Consider the following 19432-nt stretch of genomic DNA (forward strand, 5'->3'; position numbering starts at 1 on the left):
CTTTTTTCACTTTGATTAAATTAGTTTTAAATGTTTTAATGCGTTATAAACACCGTCGTCATCCACATGACTGGTGACATAATCCGCCACTGCCTTTACTTCATCACGACCATTTCCCATTGCCACTCCAGTACCAACAGCCTCTAACATCTTAATATCATTTAACCCATCACCAAAAGCATACGTATCTTCCATCGAAAAGCCCAGTTGATTTATCATTTGTTTGATTCCCTCTGCTTTTGAACCATCTGCAGGACAAACATCCACAGAGACCTCATGCCAACGAAGAAAACTATATTGTTTAAATTCTTTCCGGTAATAGGCATCAAAAGATTCCTCACAGAAAAGTAAGCATTGAAAAATATCTCGTCCTTTATAATAATTAGCGTCCACTTTCGGATAGCCTCGTTTAATTGAATCCATCCCTCTAGTTACACGATCATGGTCTGGCAAGTTGGCACGCATTGATTCTTTTCCTGAGAAAACAATCGGATGTTCATGCTCTGATGCTACACTAATAAGTCGTTCAAGCGATTCTGTTGGAAGTGGTTTCGCATATATTTCCTTCCCTTCAAAAATAACATATTGACCGTTATAGCAAATATAAGAGTCTATTCCTAACTCTTTTCTGATTTCATCTAACATAAATGGTCCACGCCCGGTTGCAATTGCTATATAAACACCATTTTCTTTTAATTTAGTGATAGCTTGTTTGGCAGATGCTGGAATTTCTTTTGTTTCGCCTACAAGTGTTCCATCTACATCAAAAAATACAATTTTACTCATTGATAAACGCCTCTATCCTCTATCCATTTTAAAAACATAATTAACTAAAGTATAGCAGAAAAACACCAGAAAATCACAATTCCCTTAAATAAACAAAATTAATTATACTTTCTAGTAGCAATTATTAGGATTTATGGTATATTAGAATGAAGGATATAGATCGGATGAACATTTTTAGAATGACAATAGAACGTTAAAAAAAGATTATAATTGTATCTTTTACTCGGAAATTTGTTTCAAATTCCCAAAATAAAGGTATGCAATTATAACAGATAAGAAAACTGACTTAAATGCACAGCTATTTTTATACAAGTAGTCTGTGGTAATTTTTCTTTGTCTTTTTTATGCCAAATTGTTCGTATCTTGTACACCCATATCCGCCTGCTAATTCGTCCACAACTAACAAGCAGCGCTAACAACTATTAAATAAATATTAGATTTTCAGCTTGTATGAGAATCTATTTTTAAACACTAAACTTTAATTTTAAGGAGAGAAAAAAATGATTTTTAAAGTATTTTATCAAGAAACACTTACAGAAACACCCGTACGCGAAAAAACACAATCTCTATATGTAGAAGCAGAAAGCGAAGTAAAAGTACGCCAACTTTTAAAAGACGAGCCTTTCCATATTGAATTTGTTGAAAAAATCAGTGACGCACATCTAGCTTATGAAAAGGAAAACCCAGACTTCGCGCTCTGGGAAAAATAAGCTCCTATGAAATTCGTAAAAAATAATGAGACAGCTGTTTTCGCCCTTGGTGGACTAGGCGAAATCGGCAAAAACACTTATGGCGTACAATTTCAAGACGAAATTATTCTAATTGATGCAGGTATCAAGTTCCCAGAAGACGAACTTCTTGGGATTGATTATGTTATTCCGGACTACAGTTACCTAGTAAAAAATAAAGATAAAATTAAAGGACTTTTTATCACCCATGGTCACGAAGATCATATCGGCGGGGTCCCTTATTTACTTCGCGAATTAAATATTCCTATTTATGCTGGTAAACTTGCTAGTGCGCTTATCCGTAATAAATTAGAAGAACACGGTTTGCTTCGTCAAACGAAAATTTATGAATATGAAGAAGATGACGTTTTTAAATTTAGAAAAACGAGTATTTCTTTCTTCCGTACAACCCACAGTATTCCAGACACATATGGCATTGTTATAAAAACACCATCTGGTAATATTGTTCATACAGGCGATTTCAAATTTGACTTCACTCCTGTTGGTGAACCAGCTAACTTAACAAAAATGGCTGAAATTGGTAAAGAAGGCGTTCTTTGTCTACTATCCGATAGTACCAATGCAGAAATTCCTAATTTTACCATGAGTGAACGTGTTGTAGGAGAAAGCATTAAAAATATCTTCCGAGATGTGGAAGGGCGAATTATTTTTGCAACCTTTGCTTCTAATATCTATCGTTTACAACAAGTAGTTGAATCTTCCATCGAAACTGGGCGTAAAATTGCGGTTTTCGGTCGTAGTATGGAATCAGCTATCGAAATTGGTAAACAATTGGGCTATATTCAAGCACCAAAAGATACGTTTATTGACGTACATCAACTAAATAAAACTCCGGCTGGCAATGTCACTATTCTTTGTACCGGAAGCCAAGGTGAACCAATGGCAGCTCTTTCCAGAATTGCTAACGGAACCCACCGTCAAATCCAAATTCAACCAGGCGATACGGTCGTATTTTCTTCCTCCCCTATTCCTGGTAATACAACTAGTGTCAACCGCACTATCAATTTGCTATATCAAGCAGGAGCAGAAGTTATTCATGGAAAAGTTAACAATATCCATACTTCTGGTCATGGTGGTCAACAAGAACAAAAACTAATGCTTCGACTAATGAAACCTAAATTCTTTATGCCTATTCACGGTGAATTTAGAATGCAAAAAATTCATGCACAATCTGCTGAAGAATGTGGTGTCCCTGAAGAAAATAGCTTTATTATGGTAAATGGAGATGTCCTAGCTTTAACCAATGAATCCGCTCATATTGCTGGCAAAATCAATGCAGCAAGCGTCTATATTGATGGTAGCGGCATTGGCGATATTGGAAACATTGTCCTTCGTGATCGTCGTGTTCTTTCTGAAGAAGGTCTTGTCATTGTAGTTGTATCTATTGATATGAAAAACTCCCGTGTTATGGCCGGTCCTGACATCATTTCTCGTGGCTTTATCTATATGCGAGAATCTGGTAATTTAATTGGAGAAGCACAAGGTTTGCTTACACGCCACTTAAATAAAGTAATGGAGCAAAAAACTACACAATGGTCTGAAATCAAAAATGAAATTACCGATACTTTGCAACCTTTCTTATATGAAAAAACAAAACGTCGTCCAATGATATTGCCAATTATCATGGAAGTATAGTTCGAAAGCGATAAATGGGTCTAGAGATTCATTTATCGTTTTTTATTGATTTCCTAGAAAGACGATGGTATGTTTAAAACAAACCAAATAGAAAGACGAGGAAACTTTATGACAAACTCTCGCAAAGAAATGCATCACAAAAAAACGTCCCTTTTTACTAAAATTATAAAAATTACTAGTATTACTTTATTAGGACTTATTTTTTTCTCTATTACAGGATTAGCAACTAAGTATTATATTGCGGTTCAAAATACTATGTCAAAAATCAATGTCCCTCTAGATACGAGCAATAAAACCAGTTCCGATTTAGAGAAGAAAAAACCATTTTCGGTCTTATTAATGGGATCCGATGCTCGTTCCGGTGAAAAAAATGGTCGTGCTGATACAATTATCCTTGCCACAGCTAATAAACAACAAAACAATGTAAAAATGGTAAGTATTCCACGTGATACTAAAATTGATTATGGTAATGGAGATATTGGGAAAATCAATGCCTCTTATTCAAACGGTGGCCCATCAGGAACCGTTGAAGCAGTAGAAAAATTAATGCCCGGTGTTCCAGTAGATTACTTTATTTCTATTAACATGGAAGGGTTTAAAGATTTAGTGGATGCTGTTGGAGGAATTACTGTTTATAACGATATTGACTTAACCTCTGTAAATAGTAAATTCGTTAAAGGAAATATCACTTTAGATGGTACGGAAGCTTTACAATATGTTCGAATTCGTCATGAAGATCCTCGAGGCGACTTTGGCCGACAAGATAGACAGCGTGATGTCATAATCGGAATCGCCAATAAAGTGGTAAGTACTTCTGGTGTTTCTAATTTTGAAAGTATTATGAAGGCGGTTGGTGATAACTTTCAAACCAATATGACCTTAACGGATATTACTGCAATCGCAACAAATTACGCTTCCGTTCTTGAAAATGTAGACTCCGAAGAACTAGAAGGTGAAGGAGAAATGATATATAGCGAGTCATATGGGTTTGATTTATATTATTTTGTACCGGATGAAGAAGCATTAGAAAAAGTCATCGCCATGTTCAAAAAAAGCTTAGATATTACTGATTAATAAAAGGATAGTGAAAGCAAATCAGTGCTTTCACTATCCTTTTTATTTATGCTCTTCCACTAAAGCTTCCATTTCATTTATTACTTCCGCACATGCTTTTTGATGATACTCAAAAACGACTTCATAATCCGCTTCTTCATCCTTCTCTAAAGTTACGTGATAAAGAATTTCAATATGATTAATAGCTTTTTCAAATAAACTTGTAAACTGGAACATTGGGTCATCAAAAGTCGTGCTCGGTACAAAACTACTATCCGTAATAATTTGTTCTCTCAAGTTTCTTAAATCAATTAGCTGTTTCCATAATGATTTTATGTTTGGTGCTAACTGTTTCACATTTTCAGAAGTAATATTTATCGTTTTTATTTGCGCTAAAATAGTTGTTTCATGTGTTGTAAAAACTTGATTCATTTTTTTAGTTTTATTTCGTGGATATAGTGCGTATACAAGAAAACCTATGACTAAACCAATCATTGTATCTAATAATCGGTCCCTTAAAAAGACAATTGGCTCGCCGTTTCCTTTTCCAACAAGTACCATCACAGTAATAACAACAATAACCATCGTAAATTTTTTTGTAAAAAGATAGCTCAACATTACTGCCAGCGCTGCACCAATTGGAATCATAATAAAATGATGGTTTGGAACTAATAAGTAAACAAATGCCGCAAGTAACCCACCAATAATCGTTCCAACAATCCGTTCGATGCTTGATTTATAAGTTGCTCCTTTTGTCATTTGAGAGGTAATATAAATAGCATTAAACACATATGTCGGATAAACAATCCAATCCCCCATAATCGGAAATAATAGAATGGCGATCGTTATACTTATAAGGCTTTTGGCAACACGAGGATCAAGAGCTAATCTTTCTTTTAAAGAAATCTTTTTCATTTCTCAGGCCCTCCTTGCAAGAGTTCCGACATGCCATTTTGGATAATTTGAAAGTTCTCCACAATTTTTTTCACGTGATATGATACAACCGGGTTAGCCTCACTTGAATTAATCTCATTTGAAACTGCGATATTCATTTGTTGAAGCGCTTGTTTAGCTTCTGCCGACAAACCCGCTCTACCAATATCTTGTACTGTTTGAACATGGAAAAAGAGCGCTAAATAGCTGGGCAATAAATCTTGATATAACTTCACATGGTGTGGATCTGCTTTTTTACTAGCACTATATTCTTTAATAAACATTTGTGATTGAACAAATATATTATACAGCGGTTTTTTCACAAAAGTTCCATTATTTTTAAATACGCTTTCGATTTCTTTTTCGAATAAGCCTATTAATTGTTTCATAATTGTTTGAATTGTTTTTTCTAGCGGCAAATGTATGTATTTAACAACCAACCTAACTAAAATAAAAAAAATAAGTACATCTATAAGAGCGACAATAACCATTGTATAAAGCGGCATTGGTAAATCTTCTGTTCCTAAAAAATAAAGCGCCGTCCCAATAGCAAGTGTCATAACCATGTATTTTTGCGGCATAGTAAAATTCACTGCTAATATTAAAATCACCATAACAAGATAGTAAATATACACATTTATAGGGAGTAAAATAGTGCTAGCTATAACAAAAACACATGCTAAGGTAAAAGCTAAAGCAATTTTCGGTAGGGCTTTTCGTGTAATCGCATAAGTTGGCTGCATGGAAAGAATTCCTATCAAAACTACAATAGGTAGTACACCAGATAAATCTGGAAAAATAACTGTATGGAACACTACACAAATACTAGCAAAAATAAAAACTTGTAACATTTGAATCAACCCGCGTGCCCCAATTTTATCAAGTAAAAACTTTTTCATCGTTCCTCCCTCTTTCCATTATTCAATTTAAGCTCTGTAACTATAATAGAAAAGAAATGGCTAGATAGCAAATTTGAGTAATGTTCCAAATAAAAAAAGCCTAGAAATATAAAGGATTTATACAAACATCACTATATATTGCTAAGGTCTCTTTTTTTATTGGATTTTTTCTTGTAGTCGTTCGATATCATCATCCGAACCAATAACAATTAAAATATCGCCTTCGTGAAGCACATCATTCGCTTCTGGTGTAATGATCATTTGTTTATCTTTTTTAATTCCGACAATATTAACACCAAATGAATTACGGAAATCTAGGTCGACCAAACTTTTCCCGAGAAAGCGCGGATCGGAAACAGAAATTTCGACTAGACTATACTCATCAGATAATTCTAGATAATCAAGCATATTTTTAGATACGATATAATGAGCAATTCTTCGTCCCATATCTCGCTCAGGATGTACTACTCTATCTGCACCAATTTTATCTAATAGTTTGGCATGTTTATCATTTGTTGCTTTTGCAGTAACATATTTAACACCCATTTCTTTTAAAATCAGTGTGGTTAAAATACTTGACTGAATATCTTCTCCAATTGCGACAATCACATGTTCAAAATTACGAATTCCTAATTGACGTAGCGCATTTTCATCCGTAGAATTAGCGATGACCGCATGTGTTGCAATCGACATATATTCATTGACTCTTTCTTCATCAGAATCAATTGCAAGTACTTCCATTCCTTGCTCTACTAAAGAGCGACAAATGCTTCCACCAAACCGCCCAAGACCGATGACTGCAAACCCTTCTTTCATGTCCTACTACCTCCTTGTTACTTCTTCTCCACTAAGTCATGTTTAAATGCATAAATCGCCGCTTGAGTACGATCTTGCACGTCTAACTTAGATAAAATATTACTTACATGCGTTTTCACTGTTTTAAGTGTAATGAAAAGTTCATCAGCAATTTCTTGATTAGACTTTCCTTCTGCAATAAGTAGCAGAATTTCATTTTCACGATTCGTTAAATCATCATGTAAGTTTTTTTCTGGTTTGGCAGTTAGACGCTGCATCATTTTGCCCGTTACTTCTGGCTCTAGAACAGAATCTCCACCATATGTAGCACGAATCGCATCGGCAATTTCACTGGCAGTAGATGTTTTTAACATGTAACTGCTTGCTCCTGCTTCAAGCGCTGGATAAACTTTCTCATCATCAATAAAGCTGGTTACAATAATAATTTTTGCTTCTTTCCAGTTTTTCATAATTTCTTTTGTCGCTTCAATACCATCCATTTCATCCATTACTAAATCCATTAAGATTATATCTGGACGTAATTCTAAGGCCATATCAGCACCTTGTCGACCATTTTCTGCTTCTCCGACTACATCCATATCATCTTGTACAGAAAGATAAGCTGAGACACCTATACGTACCATTTCGTGATCATCTACTAGCAATACTTTTATCATTCGCTTTCCACGTCCTTCTTCGCAACAAGTGGGATTTTTATTTCTACACTAGTTCCTCTACCTGGGAAACTAATTATTTTAATTGTGCCACCAAATTCGGCAACTCTTTCACGCATATTTTGTAAACCATAAGAGCCTTGTCGAACATTGCTCATATCAAATCCTACTCCATCATCTACAACTTTCATCACTGCCAAATTGTCCATTGTGACTAGTCGAACTTCTAGTAATTTGGCTTTTGAATGGCGTAATGTGTTAGATAATAGCTCTTGCACAATTCGAAAGAGATGGTCCTCAATGCCTTTTTGCAAACAAATATCTTCAATTTGCCAATCTACTTCGATTGGCAATTTTGTTGTTAACTCTTTTAATAATTGTTCAATGCCAATTTTAAGCGATTTCCCTTCAAGCTGTGTTGGGCGCAGATGAAGTAATAACGCACGCATTTCCGACTGCGATTCATTAACGATAGATTCTACCATCTTCAATTGTTTTTGCATTGCAGGTGTGGCGCTTTTCTCGCTTTGTTCATTTAATGCCGATAAAAGCATCATCGCCGCAAATAATTGTTGGCTGACAGAATCATGTAATTCGCGAGCAATACGATGCCGTTCTTCGGATAAAATAGCTTCTTTTGTTTGACCAGAAGATTCAGATCGTTCATTCGCTAATTTTTGCGTTAAAATTGTTTGTGCTTTCATTTTATCACGTAAACGGTCGATTTGCTTGTATACTTGCTGCACCTCAATAAAATTCTCGTCTTCTTCGCTAGTAATTTTTTTTTCTAAGTCGCCTTGTCCAAGCAAACGGATAGAAAAATCAATTGATTCGAATTTTTGCTTGATGAAATAGCCAAGTAATCCACCAATAATCAGCCCAATGGAAATGGCAGTTATCGGAACAAAAACAACAAACGGAATGTAAAAAATCTTTTGCTCAATTAAAATTTTATACCATGAGGCTTCACTTAAAAAGTAATAGCCCACTGTCCCGATAATCGAAGCTATAAGCAGTAGCCCTGAGCAAACTACCATCATCACTCTAGAAAAACTCATAGTCGAATCACCTCTAAATCTCCAAAGATAACAGACGTCATGATTTTTACTTTACGCGCGGAACTTTCATAATTATCCGAGTATACCTTGATGCTATTATTTTGAATGGAGGTACTTTCTTTATCATATTGTATATTTCCAAAAATAGCCGAATGTTCAATACAAATTCCAATATCAAACGGTACGAGTAACCGAATTTTCCCTGAGACACTGCGAATCATAATAACACTTTCGCCAGTTGGAAGTACTGTATTTCCTAAATCAATAATCGTATCGCCAATTCCTGTTTGAATATTTATATCATCCCATTCGTACACTAAATCTAGAATCCGTTGATTACCAAACCACTGATTACGAATAAATTTATCCGTACGATCCATTTTACTTTCGGGTTCTCTTACTTTAAGCATTAATAATTGGGGGGCCCGCTTTCGACTTACATAATGGATGATTGCATAAATCCCAGCAACAACGAGTCCTACTTTAAAAGTGGTTGTTAAAAGTACCGCAATAATAATAAATACTACTCCAATAAACAAGGAGTTTCTAGCACTTTTCTTTGTTGCACTAGCTTTTCTTGATGTAAATAAGAAGAATATTCCAAGTGCAAAAAGAATTAGTAACTCCCACTGAAACAGCATTTCAAGACCAACACCAACAATAATCGCAATTAAAAATACAAAAACAACCGAGCTTTCCATTTTTTTCAAGCTGACACACCTCCTTAAGTCAATCTTTAGACAAAGTTAATTCTTGTTTTTGCGCTACTTTGTACATGCTGTATTTATTATAGCGAGCATATGCCAAATGAAACAAACCGCGCTAGTTGGAACATCTACTACTACTTTAGTCGGAGCTTTCGTCTGTTAGTTTTGTATTAATCCCATTTTCTTGGGTAATTCGTTTTGCTTTTAACAGTGTGCCAATTGCACGCTTAAACTGCGCTTTACTAATACCGAATTTGGCACGAATCGCATCTGGGTCCGACTTATCTCCAAATGGCATTTCTCCACCAACACTTCGCAAATAGGTTAAAATCATTTCTGCATCATCATTTAATACCTCATGTGCTCTACCACGAAGCGATAAATTAAGAGAGCCATCTGGTTTTACGGCAATTACACGCGCCTTCACACGTTCACCCATTCGAGGTTCAGATGTACGTTCGCTTTCATGAATAAAACCAATATGGAAATCATCTGTAAAAACGAATGAACCTACTTTTAATAAACGATAAATAGTGCCTTCGATATTTTGATTAAATAAAGTTTGGTCTGCGCGAACAGCAATTGCTCGAAATTCATCTTCTTCTGCTAGAACTCCCCAAACACGATTTTCTTCATCTACTCGAAGGGCAATCATTACTCGATCATCTTTTTTCGGCCATAAATGCGGTAATGCGGGTAAATCATCTAAAGAGACAACGACATCTTTTTCAATACCAATATCTACAAAAACCCCTAGATGTTTACGCACTTCGGTTATTGTTCCCCAGCTATAATGTCCTACTTGAATTTTGGGAATAATTGTTGTTGCTGCAATTTCACGATCATAGTCTACAAAAATAAATACGGTTACTTCTGTTCCAACAGCAAGCTCCGTTTCATGTGTATTTGATTTAGCTAAAAAAACAGTTACGCCCTCTTTCTCAAGAAGCCAACCTGTAGCTTGAATTTCTTTTACTGTCATTACTTGGCTTTTGCCAATATAGTTATTCACTTTTTTTCCACCTTTTTTAATAATAGTCTTGTTTTATTATAGCGTATCTATGTAAGTTAAGCTACCTGCTATATTGAATCAAACTTGATTAATATATTGCTTTAAAGTATCCATATTTTCTTTTAGAATATCCTTTGAAAAATCATTTGCCTCTCTAGCAGCACTTCCTACATGATAGTCGGTATGATTTAATGCGGCTTGAAAGGTGGCGATATTTTCTGGTTTAACGCCACTTCCAACCAAAATTTGAAAAGAATCTGGGTTTTCTTCGCTATCTTGAATCCAACGTTTAAGACGTGGCAATGAATCAAGCGCGCTATTTGTCCCACCTGAAGTTAATAATTGGTTAATGTCTTTTCCATATGTGCGTAAAACTTGATAACTTGCTTCAATATCTTTAGTTGTCTCAAGCGCACGGTGAAAAGTAAGGTCTAAATCACCTTTCCAGCCAATTACTTTTTCTAAAAGTGCTTGATCAATATTGCCATCTTCAGTTATTCCACCATAAACAATTCCTTGCACACCAATTTCTTTTGCAAGCTCAATGTCTCGTTCCATCACAGTCCTTGCTGCTTCATCATATATAAAAGAAAAGCTATGTGGACGAATCATCATCATTGCCGGTAATTTAGAAGCGCGCACTATTTCTTTTATAGTACCATAGCTAGGAGTTAATCCACCTTCACTTATAGCTGAGACTACTTCCATTCTACTTGCATGATATTTTTCTGCTAAGTATGCATCTCTTGGATTTTGAACTATCACTTCTAACATATTATTTCGCTCCTTTTAATATCTAATTACCTTCATTCTACCCTTTTACTAGACAAAAGAATACTAAAAAATCCATGAAAAGAAAATTACCTTCTCATGGATTTTTGATGTAAATTATTTTAAATTAGTTGTAAATACTTCTGTTTTTCCAGCAGTTGTATTGGTAACTGAATGGAAGTCAAAATCATATATACCTTCTGAACTATTTGTTACAACCATAGGAACAACAGTACTTGCGGCATTTTTTTCAATAAAATCAAAGTCCGCTTCCACGATTGGGTCCCCTACTTTAACTTTATCCCCCATATTTACTAATACGTTAAAGCCTTCTCCATTTAGAGCCACTGTTTCTAAACCAATATGCACAAGAATTTCTTGTCCCATATCCGTACGAATCCCAAAAGCATGTTTTGTTTCTGCGAGTTGAATAATTTTTCCATCAACTGGAGCCACAATGGTTCCTGTTTCTGGTTTAATCGCAATACCTTCACCCATCATTTTTTGGTTAAAAACTGGATCTGGCACATCTTCAAGAGCAATAAGTTGTCCTGTTACATGTGCAAATACTTCTTCCTTTTTATTCTTTTTTAATAATTTTTTAAACATCCGTCATCCTCCTAGCAAATTCATGAGTCGATTACTATTTTACCTTTTTAAAGAAGAAAAGGCACGAAGAAAGTATCAAATATTTTTTGAACTTCTTCCTGCCTTTTTTCACGTTTATTTACTTACTTTTAAATCTTCAATCGAATTTATATTTGTCATATATTTAGGTACTGCTAGACCAATTTTGGCGCCTTTTAAGTTAGCTCCTAAATCCTCAAACTTTCCTTTGTAATCTTTATAGTAGACTCCGGAAGTGTTTGGAAGCCATGCTGCAACCATACCATCGGCTGCATCAGTTGCAACAGATGCCCACATTGGCTGAATTTCCATCGCTTGAATAGTAGGTTTATAGCCAACTTGTTTTAATGCTTCGGCGACGACATTAGTAGATGCTATTTCAGAATCCCAAGCTACATAAGTTAGCTTAATTTCATCCCCATCTACTTTTTCTACGCCATCAGTCCATTTGGCGACTTTTTCTGGATGCTTTTTAATCCATTTTTTAGCAGCTTCTTCTGGATCTACGCCATCATTAACTTCTAGCATTACTTCAGACATATCTTCAGCCGTCCAAAAGAAATTATCTAACACTTGGTACGCAGAAGGTTTATCTTCTTTTAAGCCTTTGCGCACTATTGTGTGAATATTTTCTGCGTCCCCATAAACATTTTTAGGATCTTCTAAAAATTTTAAGTCGAATTTTGTAAACATCCAGTGTGGTGTCCAACCAGTGACAACAATGGGGCGCTTATCTTTCATTGCCTTTTGAAGTGTGCTAGTCATTGCCGCAGTGGAACTTGTTTGTAACTGCCAATTGTCATCATCTAAATGGTAATCTTTTATCGCATTTTGTGTTGCAAGCATAATTCCTGCCCCAGCATCAATTCCTGTAATTGTATAATTGATTTGTTCGCCTAAATCTTTTTTCGCATCATAAGGAGCAAGGGTTGTCCCGCAGGCTGCTAAAGTGAAAATAAGCATAGTCAAAACTGCAGTGGTGATTAATTTTTTTAGCAATCTACTCTCCTCCTTACTCAGATTTCGCTTTTTTATTGAAAGCTTGTGTTAAACGGTCTAGGATAATCGCTACAATAACAATGGCAATCCCAGCTACAAATCCGCCACCAGCATCGTTACGTCCTACTGCAAAGTAAACACGTGTTCCAAGTCCCATTGCACCAATCATAGAAGCAATGACCACCATGGAAAGAGCTAACATAATACTTTGATTAATTCCTGCCATCATTGTGGATTTCGCCATTGGCAGTTGTACTTTCCAAAGTTTTTGCCAAGGGGTGGAACCAAATGAATCTGCTGCTTCCACTAGCTCCGTAGATACTTGGCGAATACCTAGATTAGTCATTCGGACAGTTGGAGGCATTGCGAATATAACAGAAGCAACAACCCCGGGAACCATTCCAATTCCAAAAAATGCTACAGCAGGAATAAGGTAAACAAAGGCTGGCATTGTTTGCATAAAGTCAAGTATCGGTTTAAAGATACTTTCGACAATATTACTTTTCGCCATCCAAATACCGAGTGGCACACCGATAACTAAGGCAATTAAACTACTTGTAAGTACCAGTGTTAATGTTTGGGTCATATCGCGCCAGAAATCTAAGTTCCAAATTAATAGTAAACCAACAACTTCAAATGTGATTAAACCCCATTTTTTTCCTTTACGGTTAACCCAAAATGTTCCAAGTACGAGTAAAATAATAAATAACCATGGTGGAACTAAGTCAAAGACCCACTGGAATGCATCGACAATGCCGCCAATGATATTTGTAATAACATTAAAAAATCCTTCAAATTGCGTTAAGCCGTCTACCAATTTATCAATCCAGTCAGCTAATGGAATCGTTGGAATATTAAGCATTAACATTCACCTCATTTCCAGAAAGTGCGGCCAGAACTGATCCGCGAATAATGATTCCTTTCAGTTTCCCGTCTTCTGTTACGGCAATTGGAATTGTAGTAGTTGAGATAGTGTCCATAATTTCTGCTAGTGGTGTATCTGGTCCAGTTGTTGGAACATCACTGTGTATTGCCGACTCAAGAGAAGTAATGTTTTCTTTTACAAGCTTAGATACTTCCGCAGCATGGACAATTCCAACTAATTCACGATTACGTTTAACAACAAACACACTGGAAGTTCCAGCTTCACGCATCCGTTTTAAAGCAACTCGAGGGCCATCTTTTTCAAAATTAACGATTTCTGGACGTATCATTACATTGCTCGCTGTATAAACTTTGGAACGATCGACATCTTCAATGAATTTTTCTACGTATTCATTTGCCGGATGCGCCAAAATATCTTCTGGAGAACCAGTTTGAACAATAGAACCGTCGCGCATAATCATAATATGGTCGCCAATACGAAGCGCCTCATCTAAATCATGGGTAATAAAAATAATGGTCTTTTTCATTTTATCTTGCAAATCCAGCAATTGATCTTGCATATCTTTCCGATTAAGCGGATCAAGAGCGGAGAAAGCTTCATCCATTAGCAATATATCTGGGTCATTAGCAAGTGCTCTTGCTAGACCAACACGTTGCTGCATTCCACCAGAAAGTTGCGAAGGATATTGATTACCATAACCAGCTAAGCCAACAAGTGCAAGCGATTCTGCTGCTTTTTTCTCACGCGTTTCTTTGTCCATTCCTTGAATTTCAAGACCATATTCTACATTACGGTTAATCGTCCTATTTGGAAATAAGCCAAAATTTTGGAAGACCATACTCATACTTTTTCTTCTAACTTCCAAAAGTTCTTTTTTATTTAAGCTAGAAAGTTCTTTTCCGTCTAGCCAAATTTTTCCGCTTGATGGCTCAATTAGACGGTTTAAAAGTCGCACCAAAGTGGACTTCCCACTACCAGAAAGCCCCATAATAACGAAAATTTCTCCTTCTTCTACGCTAAAAGATGCTTTATTAACACCAATTGTCGCTCCTGTTTCCTTCAAAATATCTGTTTTTGATTTTCCCTGAGAAAGTAAAGAAGATGCCTTAGAAGCTTTTTTTCCAAAAATTTTCGTTAGCTCTTCCACTTTAATCTTGCTCAAAATAAAATCCCCTTTCTTTTTTTAAACTACATTTTTTACTAGGCAAAAATTTGGCCCAAATTACTTTTTAAAAAAGCAATAACATTAACCATTGTACACAAGTTTCTCTCATGTTTCACATCTTACAGTTTAATTTGGGCTATTTTAAACTTTTAAGGAAGCGCCACCATCTTACAACAACAGCGGCTGACAGATTTTAAAAAAAGTTTTAAAAAAAGTAGTAATTTCAATGCAAAATACGGCTTTAATTTCAAAAAAATTATTTTTGATATAAGCAATTTTATTAAATATTTGTTAGAATAGAAAAGGACATTTCATTAGGAAGGGGTGAATGAAATGGATGGAGAACTTTCAAAGGATGTGAACCAGAAAGTGAACTTACTAAAACAGTGGTTCGATTCAATTGATTGGGATAAATTTTGGAATTATATTATTTCACTTGGAATAAAAATTGCTATCTTAATCGTTCTTTACTTTATACTTCGCGTGGTTGGTAATAAAATTATTCGTAGCTTCTTTCGCAAGTATCGGCAACAACAAGCTGTTTCAGCCGGCCGAGCGGATACACTTGAAAGCTTAATTTCAAATTTTTATGGTTATGTTTTATTTTTCACTTTTGCGATTTTATTATTACAGAACTTTATGGATGTTACCGCCATTATCGCAAGCGCTGGAGTTGCAAGTTTGGCAATCGCTTTTGGAGCACAAGGACTAGTTAGTGATGTCGTAACTGGATTTTTTATTCTTCTCGAACGGCAACTTGATGTTGGAGATACGATTACTGTTGACTTGGTTAACGGAACAGTCGAAGCGCTCGGTCTACGAACAACACAGGTGCGTGATTTTGATGGTACATTACATTTTATTCCTAACAGACAAATTATGATTGTTAGTAACCATTCCCGCGGTAATATGCGTGTTATGGTGGATATTCAAATAAGTCCAACAGAAGATCCAGAAAAAGCAATGGCAATCATCAATGAAGTTTGTATAAAAGAAGCAAAAGAAAACAAAAATATTGTGGAATCACCGGTTGTGCTTGGTGTCCAAAATATTGATGCCACCAATATGGTAATCCGCGTGGTAGGTAAAGCTGTGAACGGCGAACAATATGCCGTTCAACGAGATTTACTAAAAAATATTCGCGAAGCTTTAACAGAAAACAAAATCGAGCTTCCACTTCGCTTTGTTAGTACATTTGGACCTAACAACAATTAAAAAGACGTAAATTCGCTCATTTATTGAACGAATTTACGTCTTTTTTACTTGCTTTCTAAAAAGCGGATTAATACATCTATTGCAAATGGAATCGCTTCTTCTTTTGGATTTAATTTTGCGTGATGAAGACTATATTCCGAGTCCACACCTAACCAAAACATAAAACCTTTAATTTCTGATAAAAAGTAGCCAAAATCTTCCCCTGTCATTGCTGAACGAGCTGGAGTATAGCTTTCAGGATAGTTTTCCTTTAAAAACTGGATAAATTCATCTGTCTCAGCTGGATCATTATCTACTTGATAATAATTCGAGCCAGGATGAAATTCTACTTCACATTGGTAAGCTTCTTCCCACCCTTTTGCCAGTTGTTTTAAACGCGTCCACACTGTTTTCATTGTTTCTGGTGAAAGCGTCCGAATCGTACCGTCTAAATAGGCAGTTTCCGCAATTACATTTTGAATTTCTCCACCGCGAATTCGTCCAATCGTAATAACCGCACTATCCATTGGATCAATATTCCTGCTAATTATCGTCTGCATTTGTCCAACAAAGGCGCTCGCTGCTACAACCATATCATTTGCCAAATGAGGATATGCCGCATGCCCACCTTTTCCTTTAAATGAGATAAAAAGTTCTGATGTATTGGCGAATAGTAAGCCAGGTTTAATCGCAATTTCTCCAACTTTATACTCTGGTGCAATATGAAGTCCATAAATAGTGTCTGGACGCCACGCCGCAAACTCAGCGCTTTCCATGATTGGTTTTGCTCCACCAGGCCCTTCTTCTGCAGGTTGGAATACAAAGAGTAAATTATCTTTTGTTGGTTTACTTGCAAAATGCGTCAAAACACCAAGCGCTATACTCATATGTAAATCGTGACCACAAGCATGCATATTTCCAAGATGCTTCGATTCAAAAGGCAGACCAGTTTCTTCGGTAATTGGAAGTGCATCTATATCCGTGCGATAACCAATTGTTTTTTCAGGATTGGTTCCTTTTACTAAAACTAAAATTCCTGTGCGCCATTTTTTAATTTCTAAATATGTTGTTGGCAATTTGCTAATATATTCTAATAAATAAGCTTGGGTTTTTAATTCTTTGTATCCAGTTTCAGGAATTTGGTGTAAGTCACGTCGAATGGCAATAAATTCATTTAACATGGTTATTCTCTCCTTCTAAAAAAGGACTGCTCCGCCAACAGACGAAACAGTTCCTTTCATTTTTTAAAGTTGGCGAAGTTCTTGCATAATTTCTGTTTTAGAAGCCGTTTTTGCATCTAGTTTTTTTAGTTCGCGTGCAGGAATACCAGCTACAACTGTCCCTGGTGCTACGTCTTTTGTTACGATTGCTCCAGCTGCCACAACGGCTCCTTCTCCAATACGCACACCCTCTAAAACAACCACGTTTGCTCCCACTACAACATTATCTTCTACAATAACTGGTTGTGCGGATGGTGGCTCTACTACGCCGGCAAGGACAGATCCAGCACCGATATGGCAATTTTTACCTACTGTTGCACGACCGCCTAGCACAACATTCATATCAATCATAGTACCGTCGCCGATAACAGAACCAATATTTATGCTCGCTCCCATCATGATTACAGCATTATCACCAATAGTTACTTGGTCGCGAATAATAGCACCTGGCTCAATACGCGCGTTAATATTTTTCATATCTAACAAAGGAATAGCCGAGTTACGACGATCGTTTTCGATAACGTAATCTTCCAAATTCGCTTTGTTTGCTTCTAAAAGTGGTTCAATAACTGCCCATTCTCCAAAAATAGTTCCCGCGTTTCCAGTAATGAATGTTTTTACATCACTTGGAAAAGCTATTTTTTCTAAATTTCCTTTTAGGTAAACTTTTACCGGTGTTGCTTTCTTGCTATTTTGAATAAAAGAAATAATTTGGTGTGCATCCATTTGTTTCATGAATAATTGTCCCCTTCCAATACGTTCTGTTTTCTATTTTGCCATAGCTATTTCACTTGTTCAAGGAATTTATCTATTATTTCTAAAAACGCCTTCACTTGTGGTAAGCCAAGCGATTGTTCATATGTCAGTAAATTGGTTTCTCTGCTAAGAATGGATCCGTTTTTTTCTGTTAGTGGAATTTTATTGATTTTATCTGGGTAGCCTAACATGGTAACTTCAGGTAAAATGGCAAAACCAATACCGTTAAGAGCCATCTGACGGGATGTTTCCATTTGATCCATAAGCATTGCTTGGCGTGGCATTTTCCCAAAATTGCGTTGCCAGTAATCTTGAATTACCTGATAATAATTGGAATCACTTCGAAATTGCACAAAAGGTCGGTTTGTTTGGAAAACTTCTTCAATTTTCGTAATTTCAGTATCTACGAGAATTAATTTATCATTAAAAAGTGGTTTTTGGACACTTTTCCAATTAGAGTTTCCGCGAACGATACCAATATGAACATTTCCAGCAGCTAGTTGTTGTGTGACTTCGCTACTCCAACCTGTTACAAGCGAAATTTGTACATTTGGATAGGCGCTAGTGAATGTTTTTAAAACTCGTGGAAGCCACATTTGGGCTACAACACTTGCACAGGCAATTCGCAAAGTTCCACGGACGACACCTTCCATTGCTTCTAATTTTTCTTGAATCGTATGTTCTCGCTCAATCACACTCGAAGCATGACGAACGATTGCTTCTCCTTCTGGTGTGAGTAATAGACCTTTTTGTGTACGAATAAAAATCTTTGTATCCCATCTACTTTCGATAGTTTGTAGGCGCTGTGATAAAGCAGGCTGACTTAAAAAAAGTTTTTCCGCGCTTTTACGCATATTAAGCTCTTCTGCTAGACAAACAAGTAGTTCATATTCCGTTACAATCATCTATTTTCCTCCACCTGCGAATGAATATAACGATTGACTTGCTTTAAAACAACCCGTCTTGTAACAATTCCTTCAAAGTGAAACTCATGATCAATTACACATACAAAAGGATGGTCAACAAGCAGATGAACAATTCTTTCGTTATTTAGAAAATCTTTAATCACTGGAAAATCTGTTTGCATGACATCTTCTACTTTTAGGTCTTCTAAGCGTTCAAATTCAATACGTTCAAGTCCTAATATTGCATCTGTAATCATTGCTGCACTTATTAAGCCGTGAAGTTTAAATTCAAAGTCTAGTACAGGAATAACAGAGTAGCCACATTTAGTTAAAACAAGTAGTGCATGTTCTAAATTATTACCAAGCTGTACGTGAGCTACTTTTTCAGCAGAAATCATCGAATCAGCTAATTCGCTATCAATAAATTGTCCAAATCTATTAGAGATCATTTAGAATCTTCCTCTTCCTTGTATTTTCATGTTCTTTATGAAGTTACTTTCAACTAAAAAAAGATATTGAAACTTTTTCCATCTTCTATTCTATCATACAATTAAGCATGATTTCTTACATTTAGTGTTTAAAAGTTAATTTTTTACATAAAAAAAGCT

Annotated in this window: 21 protein-coding genes; 4 read left to right on the forward strand and 17 right to left on the reverse strand. The window is 35.9% G+C overall.

Going from position 1 to position 19432, the window contains the following annotated elements:
• Positions 1-15: 15 nt before the first annotated feature.
• Positions 16-786 carry a Cof-type HAD-IIB family hydrolase gene (locus tag HCJ45_RS08980; protein ID WP_185381207.1) on the reverse strand — a complete coding sequence of 257 codons (771 nt, stop codon included), beginning with the start codon at positions 784-786 and terminating at the stop codon, positions 16-18.
• 500 nt (positions 787-1286) lie between these two features.
• Between HCJ45_RS08980 and HCJ45_RS08985 the strand changes: the two genes are divergently transcribed.
• The 3 genes from HCJ45_RS08985 (at position 1287) to HCJ45_RS08995 (ending at position 4244) form a co-directional block, all read left to right on the forward strand.
• On the forward strand, positions 1287-1496 hold the full coding sequence (locus HCJ45_RS08985) for a DNA-dependent RNA polymerase subunit epsilon (RefSeq protein ID WP_003722652.1): 210 nt from the start codon (positions 1287-1289) through the stop codon (positions 1494-1496).
• Between the two features lie 6 nt (positions 1497-1502).
• On the forward strand, positions 1503-3170 hold the full coding sequence (gene rnjA / locus HCJ45_RS08990) for a ribonuclease J1 (protein WP_187124577.1): 1668 nt from the start codon (positions 1503-1505) through the stop codon (positions 3168-3170).
• 108 nt (positions 3171-3278) lie between these two features.
• Positions 3279-4244 carry an LCP family glycopolymer transferase gene (locus tag HCJ45_RS08995; protein WP_187124578.1) on the forward strand — a complete coding sequence of 322 codons (966 nt, stop codon included), beginning with the start codon at positions 3279-3281 and terminating at the stop codon, positions 4242-4244.
• Between the two features lie 42 nt (positions 4245-4286).
• On the opposite strand, the gene HCJ45_RS09000 is transcribed toward HCJ45_RS08995, so the two are convergent.
• From HCJ45_RS09000 to HCJ45_RS09055, 12 genes are all read right to left on the reverse strand, one after another.
• On the reverse strand, positions 4287-5138 hold the full coding sequence (locus HCJ45_RS09000; protein ID WP_187124579.1) for an FUSC family protein: 852 nt from the start codon (positions 5136-5138) through the stop codon (positions 4287-4289).
• On the reverse strand, positions 5135-6055 hold the full coding sequence (locus tag HCJ45_RS09005; RefSeq protein WP_187124580.1) for a hypothetical protein: 921 nt from the start codon (positions 6053-6055) through the stop codon (positions 5135-5137). The genes HCJ45_RS09000 and HCJ45_RS09005 overlap by 4 nt, the downstream gene beginning before the upstream one ends.
• Positions 6056-6211: 156 nt before the next feature.
• A complete protein-coding gene (locus tag HCJ45_RS09010) occupies positions 6212-6871 on the reverse strand; it encodes a potassium channel family protein (RefSeq protein ID WP_003719245.1) in 660 nt (219 codons plus the stop codon).
• 17 nt (positions 6872-6888) lie between these two features.
• Positions 6889-7527 carry a response regulator gene (locus HCJ45_RS09015; protein ID WP_185346283.1) on the reverse strand — a complete coding sequence of 213 codons (639 nt, stop codon included), beginning with the start codon at positions 7525-7527 and terminating at the stop codon, positions 6889-6891.
• A complete protein-coding gene (locus HCJ45_RS09020; RefSeq protein WP_185346285.1) occupies positions 7524-8582 on the reverse strand; it encodes a sensor histidine kinase in 1059 nt (352 codons plus the stop codon). The genes HCJ45_RS09015 and HCJ45_RS09020 overlap by 4 nt, the downstream gene beginning before the upstream one ends.
• Positions 8579-9292 carry a cell wall-active antibiotics response protein LiaF gene (gene liaF, locus HCJ45_RS09025; RefSeq protein ID WP_187124581.1) on the reverse strand — a complete coding sequence of 238 codons (714 nt, stop codon included), beginning with the start codon at positions 9290-9292 and terminating at the stop codon, positions 8579-8581. Before liaF ends, HCJ45_RS09020 begins: the two co-directional genes overlap by 4 nt.
• Positions 9293-9428: 136 nt before the next feature.
• Positions 9429-10301: a S1-like domain-containing RNA-binding protein gene (locus tag HCJ45_RS09030; RefSeq protein WP_187124582.1), complete on the reverse strand. Its 873-nt coding sequence runs from the start codon at positions 10299-10301 to the stop codon at positions 9429-9431.
• 78 nt (positions 10302-10379) lie between these two features.
• On the reverse strand, positions 10380-11075 hold the full coding sequence (locus tag HCJ45_RS09035; protein ID WP_187124583.1) for a copper homeostasis protein CutC: 696 nt from the start codon (positions 11073-11075) through the stop codon (positions 10380-10382).
• Positions 11076-11189: 114 nt separating this feature from the next.
• Positions 11190-11681 carry a PTS sugar transporter subunit IIA gene (locus HCJ45_RS09040; protein WP_185346293.1) on the reverse strand — a complete coding sequence of 164 codons (492 nt, stop codon included), beginning with the start codon at positions 11679-11681 and terminating at the stop codon, positions 11190-11192.
• A gap of 114 nt (positions 11682-11795) precedes the next feature.
• Positions 11796-12698 carry a glycine betaine ABC transporter substrate-binding protein gene (locus HCJ45_RS09045; RefSeq protein WP_185346295.1) on the reverse strand — a complete coding sequence of 301 codons (903 nt, stop codon included), beginning with the start codon at positions 12696-12698 and terminating at the stop codon, positions 11796-11798.
• A gap of 13 nt (positions 12699-12711) precedes the next feature.
• Positions 12712-13560 (reverse strand): ABC transporter permease, encoded by an 849-nt coding sequence (locus tag HCJ45_RS09050; RefSeq protein ID WP_187124584.1) that lies wholly within the window; start codon positions 13558-13560, stop codon positions 12712-12714.
• A complete protein-coding gene (locus tag HCJ45_RS09055; protein ID WP_187124585.1) occupies positions 13553-14746 on the reverse strand; it encodes a quaternary amine ABC transporter ATP-binding protein in 1194 nt (397 codons plus the stop codon). The genes HCJ45_RS09050 and HCJ45_RS09055 overlap by 8 nt, the downstream gene beginning before the upstream one ends.
• Before the next feature lie 372 nt (positions 14747-15118).
• Here HCJ45_RS09055 and HCJ45_RS09060 point away from each other — a divergent pair, with 372 nt between their 5' ends.
• The gene (locus tag HCJ45_RS09060) at positions 15119-15964 is read left to right on the forward strand and encodes a mechanosensitive ion channel domain-containing protein (protein WP_187124695.1); all 846 of its coding nucleotides are present in this window, start codon (positions 15119-15121) and stop codon (positions 15962-15964) included.
• Positions 15965-16008: 44 nt separating this feature from the next.
• Here HCJ45_RS09060 and HCJ45_RS09065 read toward each other — a convergent pair whose 3' ends face one another.
• From HCJ45_RS09065 to cbpB, 4 genes are all read right to left on the reverse strand, one after another.
• Complete coding sequence (locus tag HCJ45_RS09065) at positions 16009-17124, reverse strand: N-acetyldiaminopimelate deacetylase (protein ID WP_187124586.1); 1116 nt, start codon at positions 17122-17124, stop codon at positions 16009-16011.
• Between the two features lie 63 nt (positions 17125-17187).
• Complete coding sequence (dapD, locus tag HCJ45_RS09070; RefSeq protein ID WP_187124587.1) at positions 17188-17898, reverse strand: 2,3,4,5-tetrahydropyridine-2,6-dicarboxylate N-acetyltransferase; 711 nt, start codon at positions 17896-17898, stop codon at positions 17188-17190.
• Positions 17899-17945: 47 nt separating this feature from the next.
• Positions 17946-18824, reverse strand: a complete 879-nt coding sequence (gene ccpC, locus HCJ45_RS09075; RefSeq protein WP_185346305.1) for a transcriptional regulator CcpC — start codon at positions 18822-18824, stop codon at positions 17946-17948.
• Positions 18821-19273, reverse strand: coding sequence for a cyclic-di-AMP-binding protein CbpB (gene cbpB, locus HCJ45_RS09080; protein WP_187124588.1), 453 nt, complete (start codon positions 19271-19273; stop codon positions 18821-18823). Before cbpB ends, ccpC begins: the two co-directional genes overlap by 4 nt.
• Positions 19274-19432: the final 159 nt, after the last annotated feature.

The organism is Listeria immobilis, from assembly GCF_014322845.1.
Classification (GTDB): domain Bacteria; phylum Bacillota; class Bacilli; order Lactobacillales; family Listeriaceae; genus Listeria; species Listeria immobilis.